This window comes from Candidatus Arsenophonus phytopathogenicus (genome assembly GCF_056113345.1).
In genome coordinates, this window is the sequence record NZ_JBUIOB010000017.1 from 1,950,669 (window position 1) to 1,970,366 (window position 19,698).

Annotated in this window: 20 protein-coding genes, 2 tRNA genes and 1 pseudogene; 9 read left to right on the top strand and 14 right to left on the bottom strand. The window is 31.8% G+C overall.

Annotated features, from left to right (window positions below):
• Nucleotides 1-46 precede the first annotated feature (46 nt).
• Nucleotides 47-334, top strand: a complete 288-nt coding sequence (locus AC01GB_RS14095) for an acylphosphatase (RefSeq protein ID WP_474452296.1) — start codon at nt 47-49, stop codon at nt 332-334.
• A 4-nt stretch (nt 335-338) separates the two neighbouring features.
• On the opposite strand, the gene tusE is transcribed toward AC01GB_RS14095, so the two are convergent.
• Entirely contained in the window at nt 339-668 is a 330-nt protein-coding gene (tusE, locus tag AC01GB_RS14100) for a sulfurtransferase TusE (RefSeq protein WP_474452297.1), read from the bottom strand.
• A gap of 182 nt (nt 669-850) precedes the next feature.
• On the opposite strand from tusE, the gene AC01GB_RS14105 reads away from it, so the two are divergent.
• Together AC01GB_RS14105 and AC01GB_RS14110 are read left to right on the top strand one after the other, a co-directional pair.
• A tRNA-Ser gene (locus AC01GB_RS14105) sits at nt 851-938 on the top strand.
• Nucleotides 939-2,235: 1,297 nt separating this feature from the next.
• Nucleotides 2,236-2,727 (top strand): DUF1003 domain-containing protein, encoded by a 492-nt coding sequence (locus AC01GB_RS14110; RefSeq protein WP_474452298.1) that lies wholly within the window; start codon nt 2,236-2,238, stop codon nt 2,725-2,727.
• 71 nt (nt 2,728-2,798) lie between these two features.
• Here the strand turns inward: AC01GB_RS14110 and AC01GB_RS14115 are convergent, their stop codons facing one another.
• Together AC01GB_RS14115 and AC01GB_RS14120 are read right to left on the bottom strand one after the other, a co-directional pair.
• Nucleotides 2,799-3,620, bottom strand: coding sequence for a polysaccharide deacetylase family protein (locus AC01GB_RS14115; protein ID WP_474452419.1), 822 nt, complete (start codon nt 3,618-3,620; stop codon nt 2,799-2,801).
• A gap of 233 nt (nt 3,621-3,853) precedes the next feature.
• Nucleotides 3,854-4,990 carry a glycosyltransferase family 4 protein gene (locus tag AC01GB_RS14120; protein WP_474452299.1) on the bottom strand — a complete coding sequence of 379 codons (1,137 nt, stop codon included), beginning with the start codon at nt 4,988-4,990 and terminating at the stop codon, nt 3,854-3,856.
• A gap of 731 nt (nt 4,991-5,721) precedes the next feature.
• Between AC01GB_RS14120 and AC01GB_RS14125 the strand changes: the two genes are divergently transcribed.
• From AC01GB_RS14125 to AC01GB_RS14150, 6 genes are all read left to right on the top strand, one after another.
• On the top strand, nt 5,722-6,078 hold the full coding sequence (locus tag AC01GB_RS14125) for a YcgJ family protein (RefSeq protein ID WP_474452300.1): 357 nt from the start codon (nt 5,722-5,724) through the stop codon (nt 6,076-6,078).
• A gap of 1,584 nt (nt 6,079-7,662) precedes the next feature.
• On the top strand, nt 7,663-8,058 hold the full coding sequence (locus tag AC01GB_RS14130; protein ID WP_474452301.1) for a histidine-type phosphatase: 396 nt from the start codon (nt 7,663-7,665) through the stop codon (nt 8,056-8,058).
• Entirely contained in the window at nt 8,055-8,261 is a 207-nt protein-coding gene (locus AC01GB_RS14135) for a hypothetical protein (RefSeq protein ID WP_474452302.1), read from the top strand. The genes AC01GB_RS14130 and AC01GB_RS14135 overlap by 4 nt, the downstream gene beginning before the upstream one ends.
• 71 nt (nt 8,262-8,332) lie before the next feature.
• Nucleotides 8,333-8,656, top strand: coding sequence for a histidine-type phosphatase (locus tag AC01GB_RS14140; RefSeq protein ID WP_474452303.1), 324 nt, complete (start codon nt 8,333-8,335; stop codon nt 8,654-8,656).
• Between the two features lie 649 nt (nt 8,657-9,305).
• Nucleotides 9,306-9,662 carry a DUF3757 domain-containing protein gene (locus AC01GB_RS14145; protein ID WP_474452304.1) on the top strand — a complete coding sequence of 119 codons (357 nt, stop codon included), beginning with the start codon at nt 9,306-9,308 and terminating at the stop codon, nt 9,660-9,662.
• A 393-nt stretch (nt 9,663-10,055) separates the two neighbouring features.
• On the top strand, nt 10,056-10,460 hold the full coding sequence (locus tag AC01GB_RS14150; protein WP_474452305.1) for a hypothetical protein: 405 nt from the start codon (nt 10,056-10,058) through the stop codon (nt 10,458-10,460).
• A 174-nt stretch (nt 10,461-10,634) separates the two neighbouring features.
• Here AC01GB_RS14150 and msrA read toward each other — a convergent pair whose 3' ends face one another.
• The 11 genes and pseudogenes from msrA to AC01GB_RS14205 all read right to left on the bottom strand — a co-directional run.
• The gene (gene msrA, locus AC01GB_RS14155) at nt 10,635-11,174 is read right to left on the bottom strand and encodes a peptide-methionine (S)-S-oxide reductase MsrA (RefSeq protein ID WP_474452306.1); all 540 of its coding nucleotides are present in this window, start codon (nt 11,172-11,174) and stop codon (nt 10,635-10,637) included.
• Nucleotides 11,175-11,412: 238 nt separating this feature from the next.
• Nucleotides 11,413-12,939, bottom strand: a complete 1,527-nt coding sequence (locus AC01GB_RS14160; protein ID WP_474452307.1) for a peptide MFS transporter — start codon at nt 12,937-12,939, stop codon at nt 11,413-11,415.
• 469 nt (nt 12,940-13,408) lie between these two features.
• Nucleotides 13,409-14,353: a Kdo(2)-lipid IV(A) acyltransferase gene (locus tag AC01GB_RS14165; RefSeq protein WP_474452308.1), complete on the bottom strand. Its 945-nt coding sequence runs from the start codon at nt 14,351-14,353 to the stop codon at nt 13,409-13,411.
• 397 nt (nt 14,354-14,750) lie between these two features.
• Nucleotides 14,751-14,954: a LuxR C-terminal-related transcriptional regulator gene (locus AC01GB_RS14170; RefSeq protein ID WP_474452309.1), complete on the bottom strand. Its 204-nt coding sequence runs from the start codon at nt 14,952-14,954 to the stop codon at nt 14,751-14,753.
• Between the two features lie 127 nt (nt 14,955-15,081).
• Nucleotides 15,082-15,339 carry a hypothetical protein gene (locus AC01GB_RS14175; RefSeq protein ID WP_474452310.1) on the bottom strand — a complete coding sequence of 86 codons (258 nt, stop codon included), beginning with the start codon at nt 15,337-15,339 and terminating at the stop codon, nt 15,082-15,084.
• Between the two features lie 477 nt (nt 15,340-15,816).
• A complete protein-coding gene (gene pyrC / locus AC01GB_RS14180) occupies nt 15,817-16,866 on the bottom strand; it encodes a dihydroorotase (RefSeq protein WP_474452311.1) in 1,050 nt (349 codons plus the stop codon).
• Between the two features lie 167 nt (nt 16,867-17,033).
• Nucleotides 17,034-17,109, bottom strand: a tRNA-Asn gene (locus tag AC01GB_RS14185).
• A gap of 235 nt (nt 17,110-17,344) precedes the next feature.
• Entirely contained in the window at nt 17,345-18,394 is a 1,050-nt protein-coding gene (locus tag AC01GB_RS14190) for a tyrosine-type recombinase/integrase (RefSeq protein WP_474452312.1), read from the bottom strand.
• Nucleotides 18,351-18,593 (bottom strand): excisionase, encoded by a 243-nt coding sequence (locus tag AC01GB_RS14195; protein WP_474449909.1) that lies wholly within the window; start codon nt 18,591-18,593, stop codon nt 18,351-18,353. The genes AC01GB_RS14190 and AC01GB_RS14195 overlap by 44 nt, the downstream gene beginning before the upstream one ends.
• Before the next feature lie 223 nt (nt 18,594-18,816).
• Nucleotides 18,817-19,059, bottom strand: coding sequence for a hypothetical protein (locus tag AC01GB_RS14200; RefSeq protein ID WP_474451167.1), 243 nt, complete (start codon nt 19,057-19,059; stop codon nt 18,817-18,819).
• A gap of 185 nt (nt 19,060-19,244) precedes the next feature.
• Nucleotides 19,245-19,698 (bottom strand): annotated as a pseudogene (locus tag AC01GB_RS14205) (ORF6N domain-containing protein); the annotation flags it as partial.

The following is a 19,698-nucleotide window of genomic DNA, read 5'->3' on the forward strand; positions in this document are numbered from 1 at the left end:
AAAAACAATATGTTGAAGTTATTATTTATTATAAGAGAGCACTAAAATGCGAAAGATAGGTAGAAATTACTATATATATGGGCGAGTTCAGGGTGTAGGGTTTCGTTATCATACCTTGCGTTGGGGCAAAGAACATGGACTATATGGTTATGTTTATAATCGTTATGATGGTAGTGTCAACATAAAAGCTTTCGGTACATTACAGCAAATTCAGCAGCTAGAGAATTGGCTAAAAGCTGGTGGGCCAGTGGGTGCTAAAATTGAATATTATAAAAGTGAAGAGTGCTATGTTGAAAAAGAGGTAGTAGATTTTCATATTCGACACTCGCTGTGATAACTCAAATACATTTTACTGGCTTAGGTAAACCTGCAAGTTTTGTTGCTTGTTTCGCTGGTCCTTTTGGAAAAAGGCGATAAAGATAGCGGCTATTACCAATAACCTCACCATATTTTTTAGCAATTGCCTTTACTAACATACGAATAGACGGCGAGGTATTGAATTCGAGATAAAATTCACGAATGAAGCGAATAATTTCCCAGTGTTGCTCCGTTAATGTAATATTCTCTTGTTTGGCTAGTAGATATACCATGGATTCACACCATTCTTGGCTATTTTTAAGGTAACCGTCGGCATCAGTGTTAATTTCACGACCTTCAAATATAAACATATGATATTTCTAAGCTTAAAAAAATGGATGGTTAATTTAACAAAATTGAACTCTTCACCCAAGTATATTAGTAAAATGCCGATAAATTAAGCGAATAATTACTTAATAGAATAAGTATATAGCGATTAAATTATATAAGGCTTTACAACTATTCAAGCTGTGTTTATAGTTCTTGGCATTGTGGAGGGGTGGCCGAGCGGCTGAAGGCAGCGGTCTTGAAAACCGCCGATGGGAAACCATCCGAGAGTTCGAATCTCTCCTCCTCCGCCATTTTCGTTTTAGTCGCGTCTTTTAAGCACAGACAAATCTTTATCAATCCAACAAATTAGTAAATTTCATTATGTACAATAGGTTATTGCAATCTTGCTACAATGTATTATATCGAATTGTTCACTGTTATTTTTATCCCATCAATCTATAAAGCTATTTGATATGGTTAGTAAGCTCATTTAGTCAAATTGATATTTACAGAAACCAGAATTAAATAGATAAGGCTAAACCAATAAGTCATTAATGAAGATTCAATGAGTCTCATTTTATGTAAAAGAATGTTTTATTATTCTTTTGAGGAAAAGTTTTGCATTAAATTTAATCTGACAGATATCATATAAATAATGGACAACTGTCAGTTTGTTTAAATTTAGTTAATAATTTTAACTTGTTTATATCGTAATTAAAATATTAACGATTTGACTTCGAGCAAAGAAAGCCAGTGGTATGAATAAAATTCCCATTATTAATTTATGGAATATTATTTTAATTATAATGGAAAAATTATTAATTAAAATAGTAAAGCTAATATAGTAATAATATAAATTTCTTTTGATCTAATAGTTGATTTTCCGTAATTTTTCATCTATTAGATCAGATTAAAAATAGTCTATTTTTAGAGAATAAAAAAACAGCAGGTTATTGAAATTTATTTTACAATTCTCTATTAGCAATCTTTTGTTCTTTATTAAGGAAAATTTATCCTTATCTGGCTTCGGGTATCCTGGCTCAGTATCATTACACCACTATTTACTTACCAAACGGCATTATTCCAGTATATTTGATTCATTTTGCAGTAATTAGACACATATTTTTTTTATCCATATAAATTTCTACATTATTTTGTAAAAAGATTAACTACTTTCACTTTATTTGTAGAAAAAATAAAGGATATTTTTATATATTTACTAAATATTGCAATATGGTGAAATTATATCATTTAATAAATTTATTTTTTTGATATAAAACTTTTTTCCATTTAATTAATATTTTGATGTTTATTTCTTTCATTCATAGTAGCTAATGTTATGTTGATTGTGAATAGCCATTCCTTGAAGGGGATATTAAATTAAAGCTTATGAAATAAAGATATGAGTATTTAACAATAAAATTGATAATAAATAAAATTATCTTAATAAAATAATAATCAGGCTAGTTAGCACTGTCCCTGCAATGCCAGAAAATTGGTTTATACTTTTTATTTATATTGTATTTGCTCAGTTTATTGCTTTTAGTTTTAAATGTGGTTTGCAGTCAGCTAATTAGAATGATTTTTATCATATGGGAGTAGGTAGGTATGTCGGAACATAAAAAATTTCGCTTTTATCAGCCTTTAAAGGGCTTCAATCATACATTTGGTGATGAATGGTTTGCTCTTAAAGCAGAAGCGTTTGCGCGTTTTTTTGGCACTCCTGGTTTTTTAGTTGGACAAACTGTTGTTGTGGTTGTGTGGATCTACTTTAGTATAGCTGGGATAACTAAATTTAATCCCTATCCGTTTATTTTACTAAATTTAGCTTTTAGTCTGCAGGCGGCCTATGCAGCTCCGTTAATATTACTTGTTCAAACTCGCCAATCTGAACGTGATCAAGCGCATGCGATTGCAGATGTTCAACACAGAGAAGATTTAGCTGAGGCAATGGCGCAAAGACAAGCTATTGCAGAATATAACGCTGAACAGTTGTTTGTATTACTTCAACAAAATACAGAGTTAACCAAATTAACCAAAGAAATGGCCGAGCGTATTGAAAGCTTAACCATTCAATTAGAAACCCGTACCTGCAAATAAAAATTATTTAGAATAATGGTAAACGGTAGTCTTTTATCAACTGGCTATTGTTTAAGGTAAAGACAACTTATTTAGTTAAGTATATCTGGGTCCTTTATGAAAGCATAAAGTGATGATATAACTGGCGTAGTGTAATAGAAAAGACGGCGTTTTAGCCACTGAGTATCTTCTCTTTCTTTGGTGCTAATTCGTCCTAATCGCCAAGTTTCTGGTTGGCAGGCTTTATTTACACGACGCTCTGTTGTATAGAGATAGTTAAATCCCAATTCTTTTGCAATTTTGGCGTAGTCTCGAGTATAAAATCCTTGTGGCCAACATAGATGTTGACTGCAATAACCAAGTTGTTGGATAAGGGTATTACGGCATTGTTCAATATCTTTAATTAATGCTGCATGACGTCTTTCAATATTAGTTTCTAATTGATCCCAACGTAAATGTGAGTGAGTGTGATTATGGAATTCGATTAATTCACTAGCTTGCATATGTTCAATTTCCGACCATCTCAGCATAACATCATCGGCTTGGCCGTTACGGATTTTCGCTTCACATTTACGGTGTGAATATTCAATGTTAGATAGTTTTCTAGCCTGACCATTACCTATATCTTTTGTAATGAGAAAAATACTGGCTTTTAGCTGCAATCGTTCTAATACAGGAAAAGCGTAAACCCAATTGTCTAAATAACCATCATCAAACGTGATTATGACACTCTTTCGGGGAAAAGGTTTTCCCTGATAAAATTGTTCTAATTCATGTACAGAAAGGGTTTTCCAGCCGCTATTAGCGAGCCATGTCATCTGTTGTGTGAAAGTTTTCGGTGATAAAGTAACTAACCCGGGAGACGGGCTAACATGATGATACATAAGAATAGGAATAGTTGTTGCATTCATTATATTAATAAAATCATTGATTAATACGTAGTTAACTATTTTTACTCAATTGTTAGCATAATGGCAAGTATTTAAATATTACATAAATGTTAATGTTATATAATTAATCGATCAAATAATTATTAAAAAAAGAGAATATTAGTAATTTTTATAATTATAAGACAAATAGAGTTAGCTGTCAGCATTAGTTGATAAATTAGCTATCAGTACAGAATTTTTATTTAATTTAGATTACGTTAATTATTTATTCGCTCCTGAGAGGCTTTATTATGAGAATTAATCTCAGATACTTTGCCAATTTGTAATAGACGAAATAAGCATGACTCGATTGAAAATTTTTGGGTTACCTGAAGTTGTCCTCGTTGTGCCATTTCTTGATATTTTTTAGGTTGTTGTAGAAAATCATCAATAGCTGCTACCCAATTGTTGATATCCGATGGTGGTATTAATAGTCCATTGCTTTTATGTTGGATAATATCAGGTAGCCCATTCACATTATTAGCAAAGACGGGCACAGCAAAAAAAAGTGATTCAACCGCTACCATACCAAACGTTTCCCTAGTAGAAGGAATTACGGTTAAAGATGCATATGAATATATGGCAGAAGAAGGAAAAACAATACCGGCTAGCAGTGTTTCAGGCTCTAAATCATAGTCGATAATTTTTTTCTGTAATTTAGCCTTACAAGCGCCATCACCAATAATTAAATAACGAAATGAACGGCCTTGACGCTTTAATTGGGCGAGTGCTGCTAAAATAATATCATGTCCTTTTTCTTCTCTTAGCATACCGACTTGAATTATTATTGGCGCTGTTCCATCGTTTATCCAAGTTAAAACACTATCAGCGACAGGTGTATGATTTTCGGCAACCATTTTAGAAAAATCAAATCCAGGATGAACAACCTTCACCTTTTGTGGCATACAACCAGATTGCAATAATGTTTTTCGCATTGGTTCGCTGGGTACAATGACGTAATCGAATAAGTAATTCATACTGAAGGCTTTTATTTTACCCGACAGATAGGTTTTTTGTCGCAGTACACATGGTCGTTGTTTCTTAGCTAATGTTTTTACTGCGATGGCAAGGTTATTCGCATCATGGCCACTGTGACAAACGGCTAAAATTGTTTGCTGCTGGCGTAGTAGTTTGCGTAGACGCATGATTGACGTAGGATTAGCGCTATTAGTAAATGAAACATGATAGATAGGAATATTGTTTTTTTTTGCTTCATGTGCAATTTTGCTGTCAATATGGCAAGCTAAAGTTACGTTAAAGCCTCGATGTATTAGGCCTTTCATTTGTAGTAAAGCTTGAGCTTCTTGGCCACCAAAGTTCATCGAAGATTCGGTATAGATAATGGATGTATTCATAATATACCCTGATAATTAGTCCGTTTGTTAATTGACTTGCTATTCAATTAACAAAATAAATAAATGACGTAATATTCTAATTTTTATGTTATTTTGCCAAAAAATTTAGCGTTAGGAATTAGTCATCTGTAATAAAACAGTTCTGCACATAATGTTATTAATTTATTAAATTAAGGCACTAAAGCATAAGCATAATGTTGTTAACTATGCTTACTTTAACTAATTGTAGTATTTTTTTATAGTAATTTTCACTCTTATTTTTTCGTTATGTAGATTTTATAGGATCATTTTCTACATTTTGTGATTATTTGTTTATGATTATAAAAATAATAGAGATAAAGATTGTAATGAGATGATGTTAACACTATTTTTACATAATTAATGCTCATTTTGCTAAATTTAGACAAGTATTATAACCATCATGTAATTAATTGATAATGAATATAAAATTGTTAAAATATTTAATATAATAGCTATCTAAAATGGTTAAATCGATGATTTTATCATCGTATGGTATTTTATATTTGATACATAATTTAATTAAATAAGTTCAATGGATTAATTGTAAATAACATTTTATTACATTAATGTTAAATAATCGTTTGGGTTGTGCCATGGCTCTATTTTTACTCGGCAAAAGGTAAAATAGAAATTTATGTGTAGTTTTATCAGTTTTGTATTAGATACTTTATTTATATTTTTTAGTTAGAGGTTAAATGATGAGTATTTTTATGAAAAATTTTACATTATTGTTACTAAGTGTGGTTTTATATTTCTATTCAACTTTTACTTTGGCCATATCACCAAAATTACTTACTTCACCAGCACCTAATGTATTGTGTGATAGATACATATGCGCTGATAGAATTGAAGGAGTATCAGTCAGTTTAACAGAAAAATATTTAGGCAAAATACAAGCTAAGCGCTTATTGTCTCAAGGTTCATTTGATAAAACCGCCTTTACATTTGATAATGGAGTTTTTTGTGACATAAAGGATAAAAAATGCTACGTTGATAGATATTTTAATGAGAAAGGAGTAAGAAGCAAAGTGTGCCAGCAGTACACAAAAAAATTATTTAGTAATTAAATATCAGTAAGAATAGCAAATGGGGTTGTATTTGCTTTTTTATAAATTTAAATATGGCTTTAAAAACGATATTATAAAGTTAAAATTTACTTGTTTAATTTAGTATTTTAGTTAAAAATCGCTTACTCTTTTAAAGTAAGTTGTGATATTTTTATGGTTATCGAGTTGTAAAATAGAAGCATGAGTTTAAAAATAGAAAATTTTTTATATGACTATTTTAGGTATGATTTATTCCATAAATTTTTTTTTGGTTTAATTTATAATGATTACGTTAACTAAGATTTATATTTTTTTTTTATGCTTATTACTTGAGGGATTAAATTTTACTCAATTCGAGGACAATGAAAAATGTACCGCTAACACGTTTAAGCAATATGGTATCTTCATTGTTAATAGTGTTAAATCGTCAGCTGTTCTGACCTATGAATTTTCTTATTATCGGTATTTTATGTTTACCATAATTAGAAAAGTTATAGATAAATATTTTATTAGCATAATTTTTACTAAAGCATATTAAACAATAAAAATAGCTTTAGTCTAAACCAGCATTATTTTTATGGCATGATTGGGGCCAACACTTAGGGATTATTACATCATGGTTTTTTGCAATATGAGTATTTTTTGTGAAAATTTAATAATGATTAAGGCACAGATATAAAAGATAATTTGAAGTCAATTAATAGATTTGTAATATTTTTGGTTGCTAATTTATCGCTCATATAATTTATTATTAATTAATAGTGAATTATATGCTTATAGATTGATTAAAATAAACACTATTTAAAAATACTGATTTTTTTACTCTCGTTTATGAGATTAAGACAAGTAATTTTATCAAAAAATATTTTTTTCTTGTGTGTTTAAAGCCAGTCATTTTGGCGATGCTGGCTTTTTTTGCAATTATGTAAAAGTTAAATTTTATTAATTTAATAATCGATAATTTTTATTTTATATAATAATAGATATTATATAGAATTTTATTTTTGTAATATCAATCTTGTAATTAATGCGTTGTAATTGGCGGAAGGTTTTAGTTTTTTCACTAAAACATTACCCTAATTAGTATATTATTCTGATTGTAATGCCTGCTTGTTAAAGGTATGTAAATAATTATCCGACATTAAATAAAAATTAATTATGTTAATGATTATGTTGTTTGTAATATAAGCAAAATGTATTATCAAATACCATCTTATTTCATGTAATTGAAGTGGAAATTAATAAATATTCTTAAAAACAAGCAAAGTCAAAATTTTATGGTAAATGAAATTTATTTTTAATTGACTCCATCTAAATAAAGTTTTATTAATAAAATAAATTATAATGAACTTTAAAGGAGCGTTGAAAAGATGAAAAAAAGATTAATGATATGGCTTCTGTTAATTTTAATATCGCCAGTAAGTTATTCGTTAGAAAAATTTCAAGATTATGAATTGACTAAGGTATTAATTTTAAGTAGGCATAATTTAAGAGCACCAATAATATATGAGGATATATTAGCCCGCGCAACGAATAAACTTTTGGCCTATTTGGCATACTAAAGATGGAAATCTTACCAATAAAGGCCGCCAATTAGAGATTTATATGGGAAATTACTTTGGGTCTTGGTTTGATAGAGTAGGGCTATTGCGGTCAGATCAATGTCCAGACTCAAATAATGTTTATATTTATGCGAACAATCTACAGTGCACTATTGCCACAGCACAATCTTTTATTACTGGTGCTTTTCCTGATTGTTCGATTAAAGTTTTTTATCGAACAGATATGGCTAAAGGAAAATTGGATCCTATTTTTGACTTAGTTATTACTGACAACAGTGCAGAATTTAAACAGCAAGCCATAACCGCTATGACAGAAAAATTAGTACATTTAGATTTAGCAGAAGCTTATAAACAAATTTCCACTATTTTGGATTTTAAAAATTCAACACTATGTAAAAAAGACAAGTTGTGTGAGCTGGTTAGTACCCCAATAAGATGATTATTAGTGCAGATAAACAGCCACTTGTGTTTGGACGGTTAGGATTAGCGACAGCCGCTGTAGACGTTTTTGATCTGCAGTATTACCAAGGATTTGCTACAAAAAATGTTGCTTGGGGATCAATTAATACACCGGAGCAATGGAAAACACTTAATGAAATTAAAAATGGCTATCATGCAGTTGCATTTGCAACTAAAATATAGCTAAGCCTTTATTAAGCTACATAAATTTGCATTTTGTTGAATAAAAGAATAATGAAGGATCAAAATTATTGATGATGTTTGGTCATGATACAAATATTGCATCAGTCATGTCTGCTCTGGATTTTGCCCCTTATCAGTTGCCTGAACAATATGAAAACACACCAATTGGTGGCAAATTAGTGTTTCAGCGCTGGCATAATAAGAAAACTAATAAAGATTATCTAAAAGTTGAATATATTTATCAGTCAGTAAATCAATTGCGCGATGGGACGCCATTGACATTAAATAACCCACCAAAACAGGTCACTTTATCGCTTGAGAATTGTCCAATTGATGAAAGTGGCTTATGTAATTGGGACGACTTTGAAAAGAGCATACAACAAGCATTAAGATGATAAAGTTAATGTTTGATTTAGTAAAATGAAGGCGGCGTGGTTAACGCTGCTTTTCTTAATATTTACCACGAAAGAAAATATTTTGCGAGTCATTTTTGTAGAATGCGTTTTTTTTCTTCCATTTTAACAAATTATAAAGTCTATTTCTTGATTATTAATACTTATTGTAATTTAAAGATAATATTAATTTATTTTTACTTTAATATCGATATTTAGCCAAATATCCCTCAATTTTTTATTTATTACTATTCAGTTATGATGTTAAGTATAATCTTTAACAATCAATAATTGAGTAGTTAAACCTCATTCCTGCTTACAACATATTTTTCTGGATTTATACGATTTAAGGCATCAGCAAGCGATTAGCATAAAAGATAGTATTATTTTACCAGGTAATATATACATTAAAAAAATTGAAAACTGATATAGATTACTATTTTATTAATCAAATAGTGAATAAAATAATTTAATAACACTAAATTATTTTAATATCACAGAAATTTTTGTAAATAATTTGTTAATGTAAGTTAATAAAATCATATCTTAGTTAATATAATATTTTATTAATGTATTTTTGGTATACAAATCATGATCTGCTTAAATATATAAATAGTAATTTATAAAAATATATAAATAAAGAGCATTTGACATGAAAAAAATAGTAACCCTGATAATAGCAGTATCATTAATTAGTTTTTCTCTAATATCTCAGACCACTGAAAATTGTCCGGCATTAAAGAAAATTGCAGGTGCTAGCGGTGTTTTCAGCGCAGATGGAATAAATGGAGAGTGGCGTGGGGTGTTGCAAGGCATTATTGTAGAAAAAGCAGCGGTACAATCTTTTGAAATGGCACTTGCAATACAGGAAAGTCAGTCGGCTTCTAGCAAGTTTCAGCATTATATCTATTTAGTTGGTGATGATAAAACCCTAGATATGAAATTTGTTTTAAAGAATGAAAATGAAATTGAAAAAGAGTTTACCATTCAAACTGTAGGTAATCTATGAAAAAAAGAAGATGGGCCTTTTGGATTTATTTATGATGCCTGTGAAAAAACTGCGCCAGAGAATTGTAATTGTATATTTATAGTTGAACATTTAAATATCCTTTAAAGAATAATTTTTTGGTGTTGCCCCAGTAAGATTGCTTCAATTTGTTCAAAGCAACTGATAGCAATTGTATGGTAAACAGCTATTGATTTTAGCGGGAATCTGTTTTATTAGGACGAAACCTTTATTTTTAATTTAGTCGAAAGTGCCAATACTGTTTAAAAAAAGAAGCTGATTAATGAAGGTTAAATGTTCTATTAAGCGGATTTTGGTTTTAAGCCTAATATGAAATAGTATAAATTTTACGCTTCCATATATTTATTAATAATTAATTTCTATTAGGTAAAGTGTATGAATAATTTCGGTATTGGTAATAAACATGGTTATATTCGATTATCAAGTGACAGTTCTATGAATGCCACAGTTAGTGATATTAGCCACACTAAGGCATTATCGGTTCAATTGGCTAGTGTAAAAAATAGTGCGGCTGCTAACTATCAACCAGATGATCCTCACATGGAAAATTATGGACGTAGTAATCGGGATAATGGTAAGGATACAATGAGAATGGCAATAACTAAGCTTTATAAAGTGGTTTCTAATTCTGATAAAATATATATTAATAAAAAAGATTTAGATAAACTAATTGATAAAATGAATCATAATGACGTTAATTATTATGATATAAAAAAACAAGTCACAACTTTAGGCGAATTAAAAGTCTTGCATCGCAGTATAGGTAACAAACATAGCTGAATCGCGAAATTATCACTTAGAATATAAAAGATAATAATTAGTAGGCGATAGTGATTAAATAGTAGTTATTTTAATAAGCATTTATAAAAGATTAATAATTGCCGATATTAAAATAGAAGCAAAAATTCCCAATACCATGGTAATTATTTCTTTTGTTAAAAGCTCACTGTTTGCTTACGATGGTGAGCGGCTATTGTTAGCAAAAAGTGAGCGTAGTTTTTGTAATTTGGCAGGGATTATAGCTAAACAATAACTGTTCTGTTGACCTTCATTCTGCCAAAAATTTTGATGATATTTTTCTGCTGGATACCATTTTTTAAAAGGCTCTAAGGTCGTTACTATCGGTGCTGCATAGGTTTGTTGAGCATTGTTTATCGCTATTTCGGCGGCCTGTTTTTGTTGTGCAGAGGTGAAGAAAATAGCGGAACGATATTGGCTACCAATATCATTGCCTTGTCGGTTTAACTGAGTTGGATCATGGGTAGCAAAGTGGATAGCTAGCAACTCATTATAGTTTACTTGTTGTGGATCAAAAGCGATGCGAATAGCTTCTACATGTCCTGTATTACCGGAGCAAACCTGTTCATAAGTGGGGTTTTCTACAGTTCCACCGGTATATCCGCTTTCTACCGATTTTACACCAATTACCTGTTCAAATATCGCTTCCGTACACCAAAAACATCCACCACTAATTACTGCATATTTAATAGTCATAGTGATTGCCTTGTAAGCTGGTAAATAGAATTAGAATCAATTAATACTATTTATCAAAAAAGATGATAGCTATTTTGTCATATCAAATGAGTCGTCTGAGCCTAGTTTATTACTGTAATATAGTTTTAGGGTGATAGCTATTCTAAGATGCTGAAAATAGTCAACATTTTTATTTTTATCCGTTATTAATAGCTCCACTTAATTTTTCGAATCGAGGGGAAGGAATTCATTATTTAGCCTAAATTGTTTGTTGATCGGTGTTTTGTAGCATTTTTCTGATAGGAATAATTAAGATTGCCAACACTGCAGCGCAAATTATTAGGGCAATAGAAACGCGGGAAAAGAGGGCCGGCATAGACTGTAAGTGTTCTTTATTGATATTTCCGCCCATAATTCCTGCAACCAGATTACCTAACGCGCTAGCACAGAACCAAAGCCCCATGACTTGTCCGCGCATTTTTTTAGGCGCCAGTAATGTCATTGTTGCTAGTCCAATTGGACTTAAACATAATTCACCTAAGGTTAATAATAATATACTGCTGATTAACCAAATAGGTGAAACATTGACATTATGCATGATAACTATGTTTGCGGCTACCATCATAACGACAAAACCAGCAGCAGCAAATAAGATACCTATGGCAAATTTTGTGGTACTAGTCGGGTGTATATTGTGCTTAGCCATTGTTGGCCATAGCCAACTGAATAGCGGGGCAAGAGTGATGATGAAAAGCGCATTAATTGATTGAAACCAAATAGTTGGAATTTCAAAGCCATTATTAAGATGGCGATCAGTATAGTCACGAGCAAAAATATTAAATGAGGTCGGTTTTTGCTCAAAAGCTGACCAGAAAAATGTCGCTGAAATAAGTAGGATGAGGCAGACTAATAAGCGCATCCGCTCATTTTGATTTAATCCTGCCCGGAAAAACATATAAATAAAATAGAGGCTAACAAAGGCGACAATGATATAAGCAAAACTTTTGGCCACAATGGTAGCATTAAATGGCACGATGTCGGTCGCAATAAATATCACGATAGCGGCCAATAATACCATTACAAATGTGATCCATTTACCAATGTTTTTACGCTTGACGGTTGGTTGTTCCCAACTAGCATCAATACCTGTTTCTTTACTGTAGCGACGCATTTGGGGGACGGCATAAAATCGGAAGATAAGTAGAGCAACCAGCATCCCAATTCCACCAAGGCCAAAGCCGATATGCCAACCATATTTTTCATAAAGTGGTCCAATAATTAACGGTGCAATAAATGAGCCCATGTTAATTCCCATATAGAACAGTGAAAATCCGCCATCACGGCGTGTATCATCTTTTCTATACAGAGTGCCAACCATAACAGTAACACAGGTTTTAAATAAACCCGTTCCAAGTACAATAAATAATAATCCGATAAAAAATAGGCTATTACCCCAAATTGCAGAAAACGCGATGGAGAGATGGCCTAATGCAATAATTAGTGAGCCATACCAAACTGCTTTACGCTGCCCAAACCAGTTATCAGCTAACCATCCGCCAGGAAGTGAGGTAATATAAACTCCACCGGCAAAAATACCAACAATAGCTGATGCTTGCTCGATTGTTAATCCCATTCCTCCTTGGAATAAGGTTGCACTCATAAAGAGGATCAACAGTGGCCGCACGCCGTAAAATGAAAAACGTTCCCACATCTCAGTTAAGAAGAGAGAGCTCAGAGGATAGGGATGACCAAAGAAGGTTTTAGTTTTTGTTACTGTGCGTTGCATCTAAATATTCTCCATCAATACTCTACCAGTGAAATTATAAAAGTAAAAAATATTAGCTTTAGGTTATAAAAATATTATCTTTTTCAGTTCAAATATTGCTGTTAATCCAATATTGTGCAATATTATTTTCTGTTTAATTATTAGAAAACTATATTTACTTTTATTTAAACCATTTTTTATAAAAAAGTCGACAAAAATATTATTTTTCCTATCTTAGATAGACTAAAACAGAAAATATAGTTAAAAATCATGTAAATAAATAAGATAAATGTTCATTTTCTGATTGTTATTATATTATTTACAACAAATTTAATTTGAAGTAAAAAAATGATAAAGCCATCATTTTAATCATATATTAGGGTGATATTTTAGCATTTAATCAATAGTTAATTTAATGATAGTGGATTAGCAAAAAATTGTTTGGATAAGCCTAGTGATTGGTCAGACAACACAGTTACTGGTAGTTTTATTAATCGTGTATGTTATCAAGCTCACCATAAAGCGATGGCATATCTTTGGGTCTGGTTTTAAATCGACGATGTAGCCACATATATTGCTCGGGCGCTTGCATAATCTGTTTCTCAATCAATTTATTCATAAAAGCTGCAGTAGAAATTTCATCCTGCTGTGGCAAGTGGGTTATTGCTGGTTGGATAAGCAATTCATAACCTTTTGCGTTAGCTAACCGCCTAGGGGTAGAAGGTATTATGGCTGGATCGGCAAGTTTTGCCAGAATATGGGTACCGATAGTGGTAGCGGTATGTTTGACAGCGAAAAAAGGCACAAAAACACTTTTTCTTGGGCCATAATCGTGATCTGGCGCATACCACAAAATTTCTCCGTGTTTTAGGCTGCGTATCATGCCCTTTATATCTTTGCGATCAAGCATAAATTTATTAGATCGCAACCGTCCTCGGGTCTGCAACCAATCCATTACTGGATTGTCGTTTGGGCGATAAACACCAATACCAGGATTTAATATACCAAAGATACGAGCGCCTAATTCGAGCGTTAGAAAATGAATTCCTACTACGATGATCCCTTGCCCTGTCAGCTGAATTTTTTCAATATTATTCTGCCCTTTAATCGTAAACCAGCGTTGTATCCGTTTATCAGACCAGAACCAGGCCATACCTGTCTCAAATAATCCCATACCTACAGATTCAAAATTTTTATCGATCATTTGCTGGCGTTGCTGCGCACTCATAGCCGGAAAGCAGAGTTCTAAATTACGCTCTGCAATCTGTAGGCGTTTTTTTAGGAAATATTTGGATAACCGTCCAAGGCGAGTTCCTAGCCAATAGATAACAGGATAAGGCAGTAAAACCAGTAAATAAAGGAGCCCAATTCCTAACCATGTTAGCCAATATTGGGGATGTAAATATGAAATTTTAAAAGGAGTTACTTTTATCATCTGCGTTTTGTTTAGTCAGTATTAATATTATCTATTGTGACATCTTTTTAGCAAAGCTAAAACTATAGTTGTATATTTAATCGCCATTCACTACTTAACATTGGTTTGTTTCAAGAGGGGGTTACTATACATTTTTCCGTTGATGAGGGTGATATGCTGCAATTTAATATGGTCTTTCTTTTTAGCAGTTGGTATAACTTATTAAAGATCATATATTGAAGTATTTTATCAATGATATCAGATGTAAATGAAATAAAAGATAGTGAGCACGAGAATGATTGGTCGTACTCATTTTAAATAAATGCAAAGCAAGAAAATTGATATAAATTAAGAATAAAATTAATTATATTATTTATAATATGATTAAGTTGTATTCCTTTTGTAAATAGAAAATATTTTAATCATTTGAATATATATATTTAAAAATATTATAAACAAAAAAAAGTTCAATTCGATTATTAACAAAAATTTTTTCAGTAATGTGTCTTTTATGGGAATACACAGTGCTATTACTAATTCCAATTTTTCTGGCAATAACGTGATTAGGTACTGCATTCATCCAATTTTTGCTCTTGATAACTAAAAATAGATGCATTGTCATTGGATAAATAAGTGATATTTTTTAATATGCTATTGGTTTCTATTAAACGTTCTAATATGTGATTTAATATTTTTTTAGACATAATAAAGCATTGATTTTTTAGTAAGATGGGCCGATTCGTGAAAGGCTAAGGAGAGTCAAGATAAATATAGAAACGTACATTATGTAGTTTTTCAATAAATGTTTGTAGTTGATTACAATACTCTGCATGATGACAATAATGTGTTAAATTGGCTAAAACAACATCAGGAGAAAAATTATTAATATGATTAATGGCAGAGTTAATATTATCTTGACTAATAAACTGCAGTTTATTGATTTTTGATAAATATTCACTGATGCCTAATCTTGTATAATAACATTCGTCAATGATTAAAATTTTCATTACAAAACATCCTTGTCTAAGTAATAGATAAATGATAAATTTCTTATTGGTTTCTTGCTATAAGTAAAATAAGAAATAACGATAAAATTTTGTAAATGTCTTACTGTTATATAATTAAAATATCATAGTAAGTATTTAATTGAATACCCATATTAGCTTAATATTGTTTATTAATTGATTTAGTTTATTTATATAATTTAGCTTTATTAATAACGCTTTTCAGAAAGTATATCCATTATCTTTCTGAATTTTTATTAGTTTTATTGTTTATTTTATAGAATTTTTTTGATAAACAGATTAACTAACGTATGAGCTTATATTGTTTATAAATAATATATTGTTAGTAAAATAAACCTCGATAATAGCGTTATTTTTAATGAACTAGCTGTTTTTTTAAGCACAAATCATATGATAAAAGATGACCGTGGTTGATAAATTAATAATCAACCATTGCCATGGTAACTTTATAGTAGAGAATTATAGTACATTGATTTCCCAATTAGCATCTTCATTTGCTAAAAAAGGAATTAAATGATTTTCACCTTGGGAAATTTTGTCAGGGATAATTACTTTTTTACGTTTAAATTCAATAAACCCTTCATTAACAGGTAAGCCATAAAATTTAGCGCCGTTTAATGAACAAAACGCTTCAAAGTTTTCCATCGCATTCATTTCATCAAAAACGGTAGCATAAGCTGTAAGGGCAGTAGGTGCATTAAAAACACCGGCACAACCACAGGCAGACTCTTTTCTATTTTGTGTATGGGGTGCACTATCTGTGCCAAGGAAAAAGCGTTGACAACCTGTTGTTATTGCTTCATGTAATGCTTTTTGATGGATGTCGCGCTTTAAAACAGGTAGACAATATAAATGAGGTTTAATGCCATCAACTAACATATGATTTCTGTTAAACATTAAATGTTGTGGTGTGATGGTCGCAGCCAGCTTTTCATTACCAGCAAGTACATATTGAACGGCTTCTTTAGTGGTAATGTGTTCAAACACAATTTTTAGGCTGGGGAAATCTTTTCTAATAGTCTCCATCGTTTGATCAATAAAATAGGCTTCGCAATCAAAAATATCAATATCACTGTTTGTGACTTCACCGTGAACTAATAGTGGCATACCTATTTTTTCCATTTTGGCAAAAACGGGATAAATATTGGCTATCTTTGATACCCCATATTTAGAGTTAGTCGTTGCGTTGGCTGGGTAAAGTTTACAGGCAGTAAATATCCCCTGATTGAAGCTTTCTTCTACTATTTGGGTGTCAGTGGAATCGGTTAGGTAGCAGGTCATTAATGGTGTAAATGAATGTTCTGCAGGGATCGCATCAAGTATCCTTTTTCGATAAGATTTTGCTTGAACAATATCAGTAATTGGCGGTACCAAGTTTGGCATAACAATAGCTCGACCAAAAAATCGGCTAGTATACGGCACAACAAGTTTTAATATATCATCATCTCTAAAATGAACATGCCAGTCGTCTGGGCGGCGAATTTTAATAGTTGTCGTGATTTGGGTCATTAAATTGACTCCATCTTAAAAGTAGATAATGAAAAAGATGAGTTGTGAGTATGTTAACTAGAGATGATAAAGTGAAAAAAGCAAAATAGCTATATTAAATAGCAGATTAACCTGTATCAAACTAATAAGTTATAAAAGTAATAACAAAAGTATAAGTTAAGATTGTTTGGCTCCTCCAACTGGGCTCGAACCAGTGACATACGGATTAACAGTCCGCTGTTCTACCAACTGAACTATGGAGGAATTGGCTGTGCGCTTCACAACGAGCGGAATAATAGCGGGGCTTATCTTAGTTGTAAAGTGTAAAAATGAAAATAATCACTGTTTGGTCATAAGGTAATCAAGAACCAAGATTTTAGATTTAAAAATCCGAGTCTTATATTGTATAAGTTTCATGAATTTAAAATACTTATATATCAGATAGATAGATAGATAGAAATAAATTATCACAATAATTCATTATTCACTCACTATAATTTTAAATTTCAATCCAACTATTATTCCTTTCATCCTGATATTTAGCTGTCATTTCTGCTGATTTATGGCCTAATAATTTTTGAGCAAAATTATTACCCATTTTTTCAGTATACAGTCTTGCCGACAAGCTTCTAATTTCATGAAAAGTCGAGGGAGATCCTTCCCATGTTAACTTTGTTTTATCCCTAAATTTTGCAAATTCGGTTGATATTCTTACTGCTGTAATTTGTTTTTTATTTTTTGTGATAACAAAGTCAGCTACATGATTAATGTTTTTCAAAATATTGATTAATTTTGTAGACTCAATTTCAAGATCTAAAGGAATTGCTATTTTAGTTTCGGTTTTTTGTTGAACAATCCATAGTTTCCTATCATATATATCTTTCCATTCCATTTTTGCAATATCAATATCAGATACTCTTTGCCCCGTAACTAAAGCAAGTTTCATTGCTTGACTCAACCAATGATGATTGTCATTTATTAAACTCAAAATAGTATTAAAGTCATCGAGAGACAACCTTGCTCGCTGAATTTTAATTTTTGGATTTTTTGTTTGAGATACAGGGTTAATTTTTATGATGTCCGTGTAAAGAGCTTCCTTGAAAATATCATTCAAAGTTCCCCTTATTTGCTTAGCAGCCGATGGCTTATCGTTCATTATATATGAATAAATAAAGTCGCTAATTATTTTAGTAGAAATATTTTCTATTGGTGCGTCAAGAATTCCTTTTCTTATCGCTAATACTTTACTTTTATAATCTTTTAATGTTTTTTCCCTTAATCCTCTTGTTTTCAATATTTCTTCATATCTATCTAAAAACTCATGGAAATAGACAGCTCCTTGTCCATCGATCCTTTCTGTTAGTGGCTTTACCTTTTCGTCATTGAGTAATAACTGATTAGCACTGATAGCCTCGTTAATTGCATAGGCTTTGTTTCTACCCAAACCGTATTCTTTCCGTGTACGCGGGTCTCTATAGGAATAATACCCGTTTCTTTTGTACAGGTTAGGGGGCAAATCCCGATTTTTTATTTTTCTGGTTCTGGTCATGACCTATCCTTCGTAATAACAAACTCTGATGGCTAATTTCGTTAAGACTGTTGACTTTGACGGCGTATTCTTCGACAAGGTATTCTCTACCGTCCTTGATGGGTGGGGGCTGAATTAGTCCATTTCTTGCCCAAATTCTGACGGTATCCATTCGGCGTGGCCTGTCCCTTCGAGCGTTCCATTCCGCTAAAGTAATCATGTTTATTTATCCTCATTCAAAAACTCACACTATTCTCAGGCGCTTCATTGCCCCACAGAAAACCAATAACGAAGAGCGAAAAGTTTATCTTCGTGCTTTGTTAGGTCAGGGCATATGATTTGTGGGGAAGAGTATTAGGATTTATTTGCTGCGCCGTTTGATGCTTTGTTTTGGTATTGCCAGGGTGGGTCTGGGAGTATCAGGTCATACTTCACTTCATCTCCTAAACATACCAGCTTTTACTTTTATGCAAGTCGTCTATTTTTTCTAATACAGTGATTTTCTTGCCGCCATTTCCGGTTAATGTTTTACTTTCTCCATCGGTATCAAATTGATATATCAACCTCTTGTTTGTTAATTTTTTCTCCTTCAATCTAATTATTTTCATCATCTCACCATGATAAATAACCTGTATACCAGCTTTTACATGATGTAACGTTGTTCGGTATTCATGGATATTATTCATAGGATTTCTCCGGTTATTGATTACATGAATGTAAATGTTGATTAAAACATTATTATTTATAAGGTTATTTGTGATAGCATTGTTTCCGTTGTGTGTTGGTTAACAGCAACATTTTCCCTGGTGTTGGCCAGCCTTGCGCTGGTCTTTTTTTGAGTGATTCAGAAACACCAAATAGCTGTCAATTTCTAGTGAATACGTTGGCTATTAGTAAATAACGATTTCAGATTGATGCCGTATACCTGTAGCCATGATTTAGCAGGCCATGACTTAACCTGACCATAACGAATATCCGGTACTTCGGTTGCTTCCACCTGGTTCTCACGACACCATCTGCGAAGTGGAGCAAACTTATATTCTTTCCCTGTGGCATTCTTTACGGCTGTGATGGTGGCATGTTTAACACTTTCTCCTAGTCGTTCGGTAAGTTCTCTATTTTTACGCGTAGCCACACTAAGTTTGCCCATTGCAGAAGCTTCACGAGTGCGACTGATTTGTGATTTTGTCCGAAGTGCTTCATCTCTTTGGTCAGTAATAACCGCTTTTTCCTTTTCAGAGATAATCAGGGCTTCTAATGCTTCGATGTAATTACCCGGTAATGACGGCTGTAAAATCCGTCTTTCGCATTCAATAAAATACTGT

Excerpts from the sequence above, each read along its gene's own strand:
- AC01GB_RS14095 (WP_474452296.1), top strand. The coding sequence starts at position 47 with ATGCGAAAGATAGGTAGAAATTACTATATATATGGGCGAGTTCAGGGT.
- tusE (WP_474452297.1), bottom strand. The coding sequence starts at position 668 with ATGTTTATATTTGAAGGTCGTGAAATTAACACTGATGCCGACGGTTAC.
- AC01GB_RS14110 (WP_474452298.1), top strand. The coding sequence starts at position 2,236 with ATGTCGGAACATAAAAAATTTCGCTTTTATCAGCCTTTAAAGGGCTTC.
- AC01GB_RS14120 (WP_474452299.1), bottom strand. The coding sequence starts at position 4,990 with ATGAATACATCCATTATCTATACCGAATCTTCGATGAACTTTGGTGGC.
- AC01GB_RS14125 (WP_474452300.1), top strand. The coding sequence starts at position 5,722 with ATGAAAAATTTTACATTATTGTTACTAAGTGTGGTTTTATATTTCTAT.
- AC01GB_RS14130 (WP_474452301.1), top strand. The coding sequence starts at position 7,663 with ATGGGAAATTACTTTGGGTCTTGGTTTGATAGAGTAGGGCTATTGCGG.
- AC01GB_RS14135 (WP_474452302.1), top strand. The coding sequence starts at position 8,055 with ATGATTATTAGTGCAGATAAACAGCCACTTGTGTTTGGACGGTTAGGA.
- AC01GB_RS14140 (WP_474452303.1), top strand. The coding sequence starts at position 8,333 with ATGATGTTTGGTCATGATACAAATATTGCATCAGTCATGTCTGCTCTG.
- AC01GB_RS14145 (WP_474452304.1), top strand. The coding sequence starts at position 9,306 with ATGAAAAAAATAGTAACCCTGATAATAGCAGTATCATTAATTAGTTTT.
- AC01GB_RS14150 (WP_474452305.1), top strand. The coding sequence starts at position 10,056 with ATGAATAATTTCGGTATTGGTAATAAACATGGTTATATTCGATTATCA.
- msrA (WP_474452306.1), bottom strand. The coding sequence starts at position 11,174 with ATGACTATTAAATATGCAGTAATTAGTGGTGGATGTTTTTGGTGTACG.
- AC01GB_RS14160 (WP_474452307.1), bottom strand. The coding sequence starts at position 12,939 with ATGCAACGCACAGTAACAAAAACTAAAACCTTCTTTGGTCATCCCTAT.
- AC01GB_RS14165 (WP_474452308.1), bottom strand. The coding sequence starts at position 14,353 with ATGATAAAAGTAACTCCTTTTAAAATTTCATATTTACATCCCCAATAT.
- AC01GB_RS14170 (WP_474452309.1), bottom strand. The coding sequence starts at position 14,954 with ATGACAATGCATCTATTTTTAGTTATCAAGAGCAAAAATTGGATGAAT.
- AC01GB_RS14175 (WP_474452310.1), bottom strand. The coding sequence starts at position 15,339 with ATGAAAATTTTAATCATTGACGAATGTTATTATACAAGATTAGGCATC.
- pyrC (WP_474452311.1), bottom strand. The coding sequence starts at position 16,866 with ATGACCCAAATCACGACAACTATTAAAATTCGCCGCCCAGACGACTGG.
- AC01GB_RS14190 (WP_474452312.1), bottom strand. The coding sequence starts at position 18,394 with ATGACCAGAACCAGAAAAATAAAAAATCGGGATTTGCCCCCTAACCTG.
- AC01GB_RS14195 (WP_474449909.1), bottom strand. The coding sequence starts at position 18,593 with ATGATTACTTTAGCGGAATGGAACGCTCGAAGGGACAGGCCACGCCGA.
- AC01GB_RS14200 (WP_474451167.1), bottom strand. The coding sequence starts at position 19,059 with ATGAATAATATCCATGAATACCGAACAACGTTACATCATGTAAAAGCT.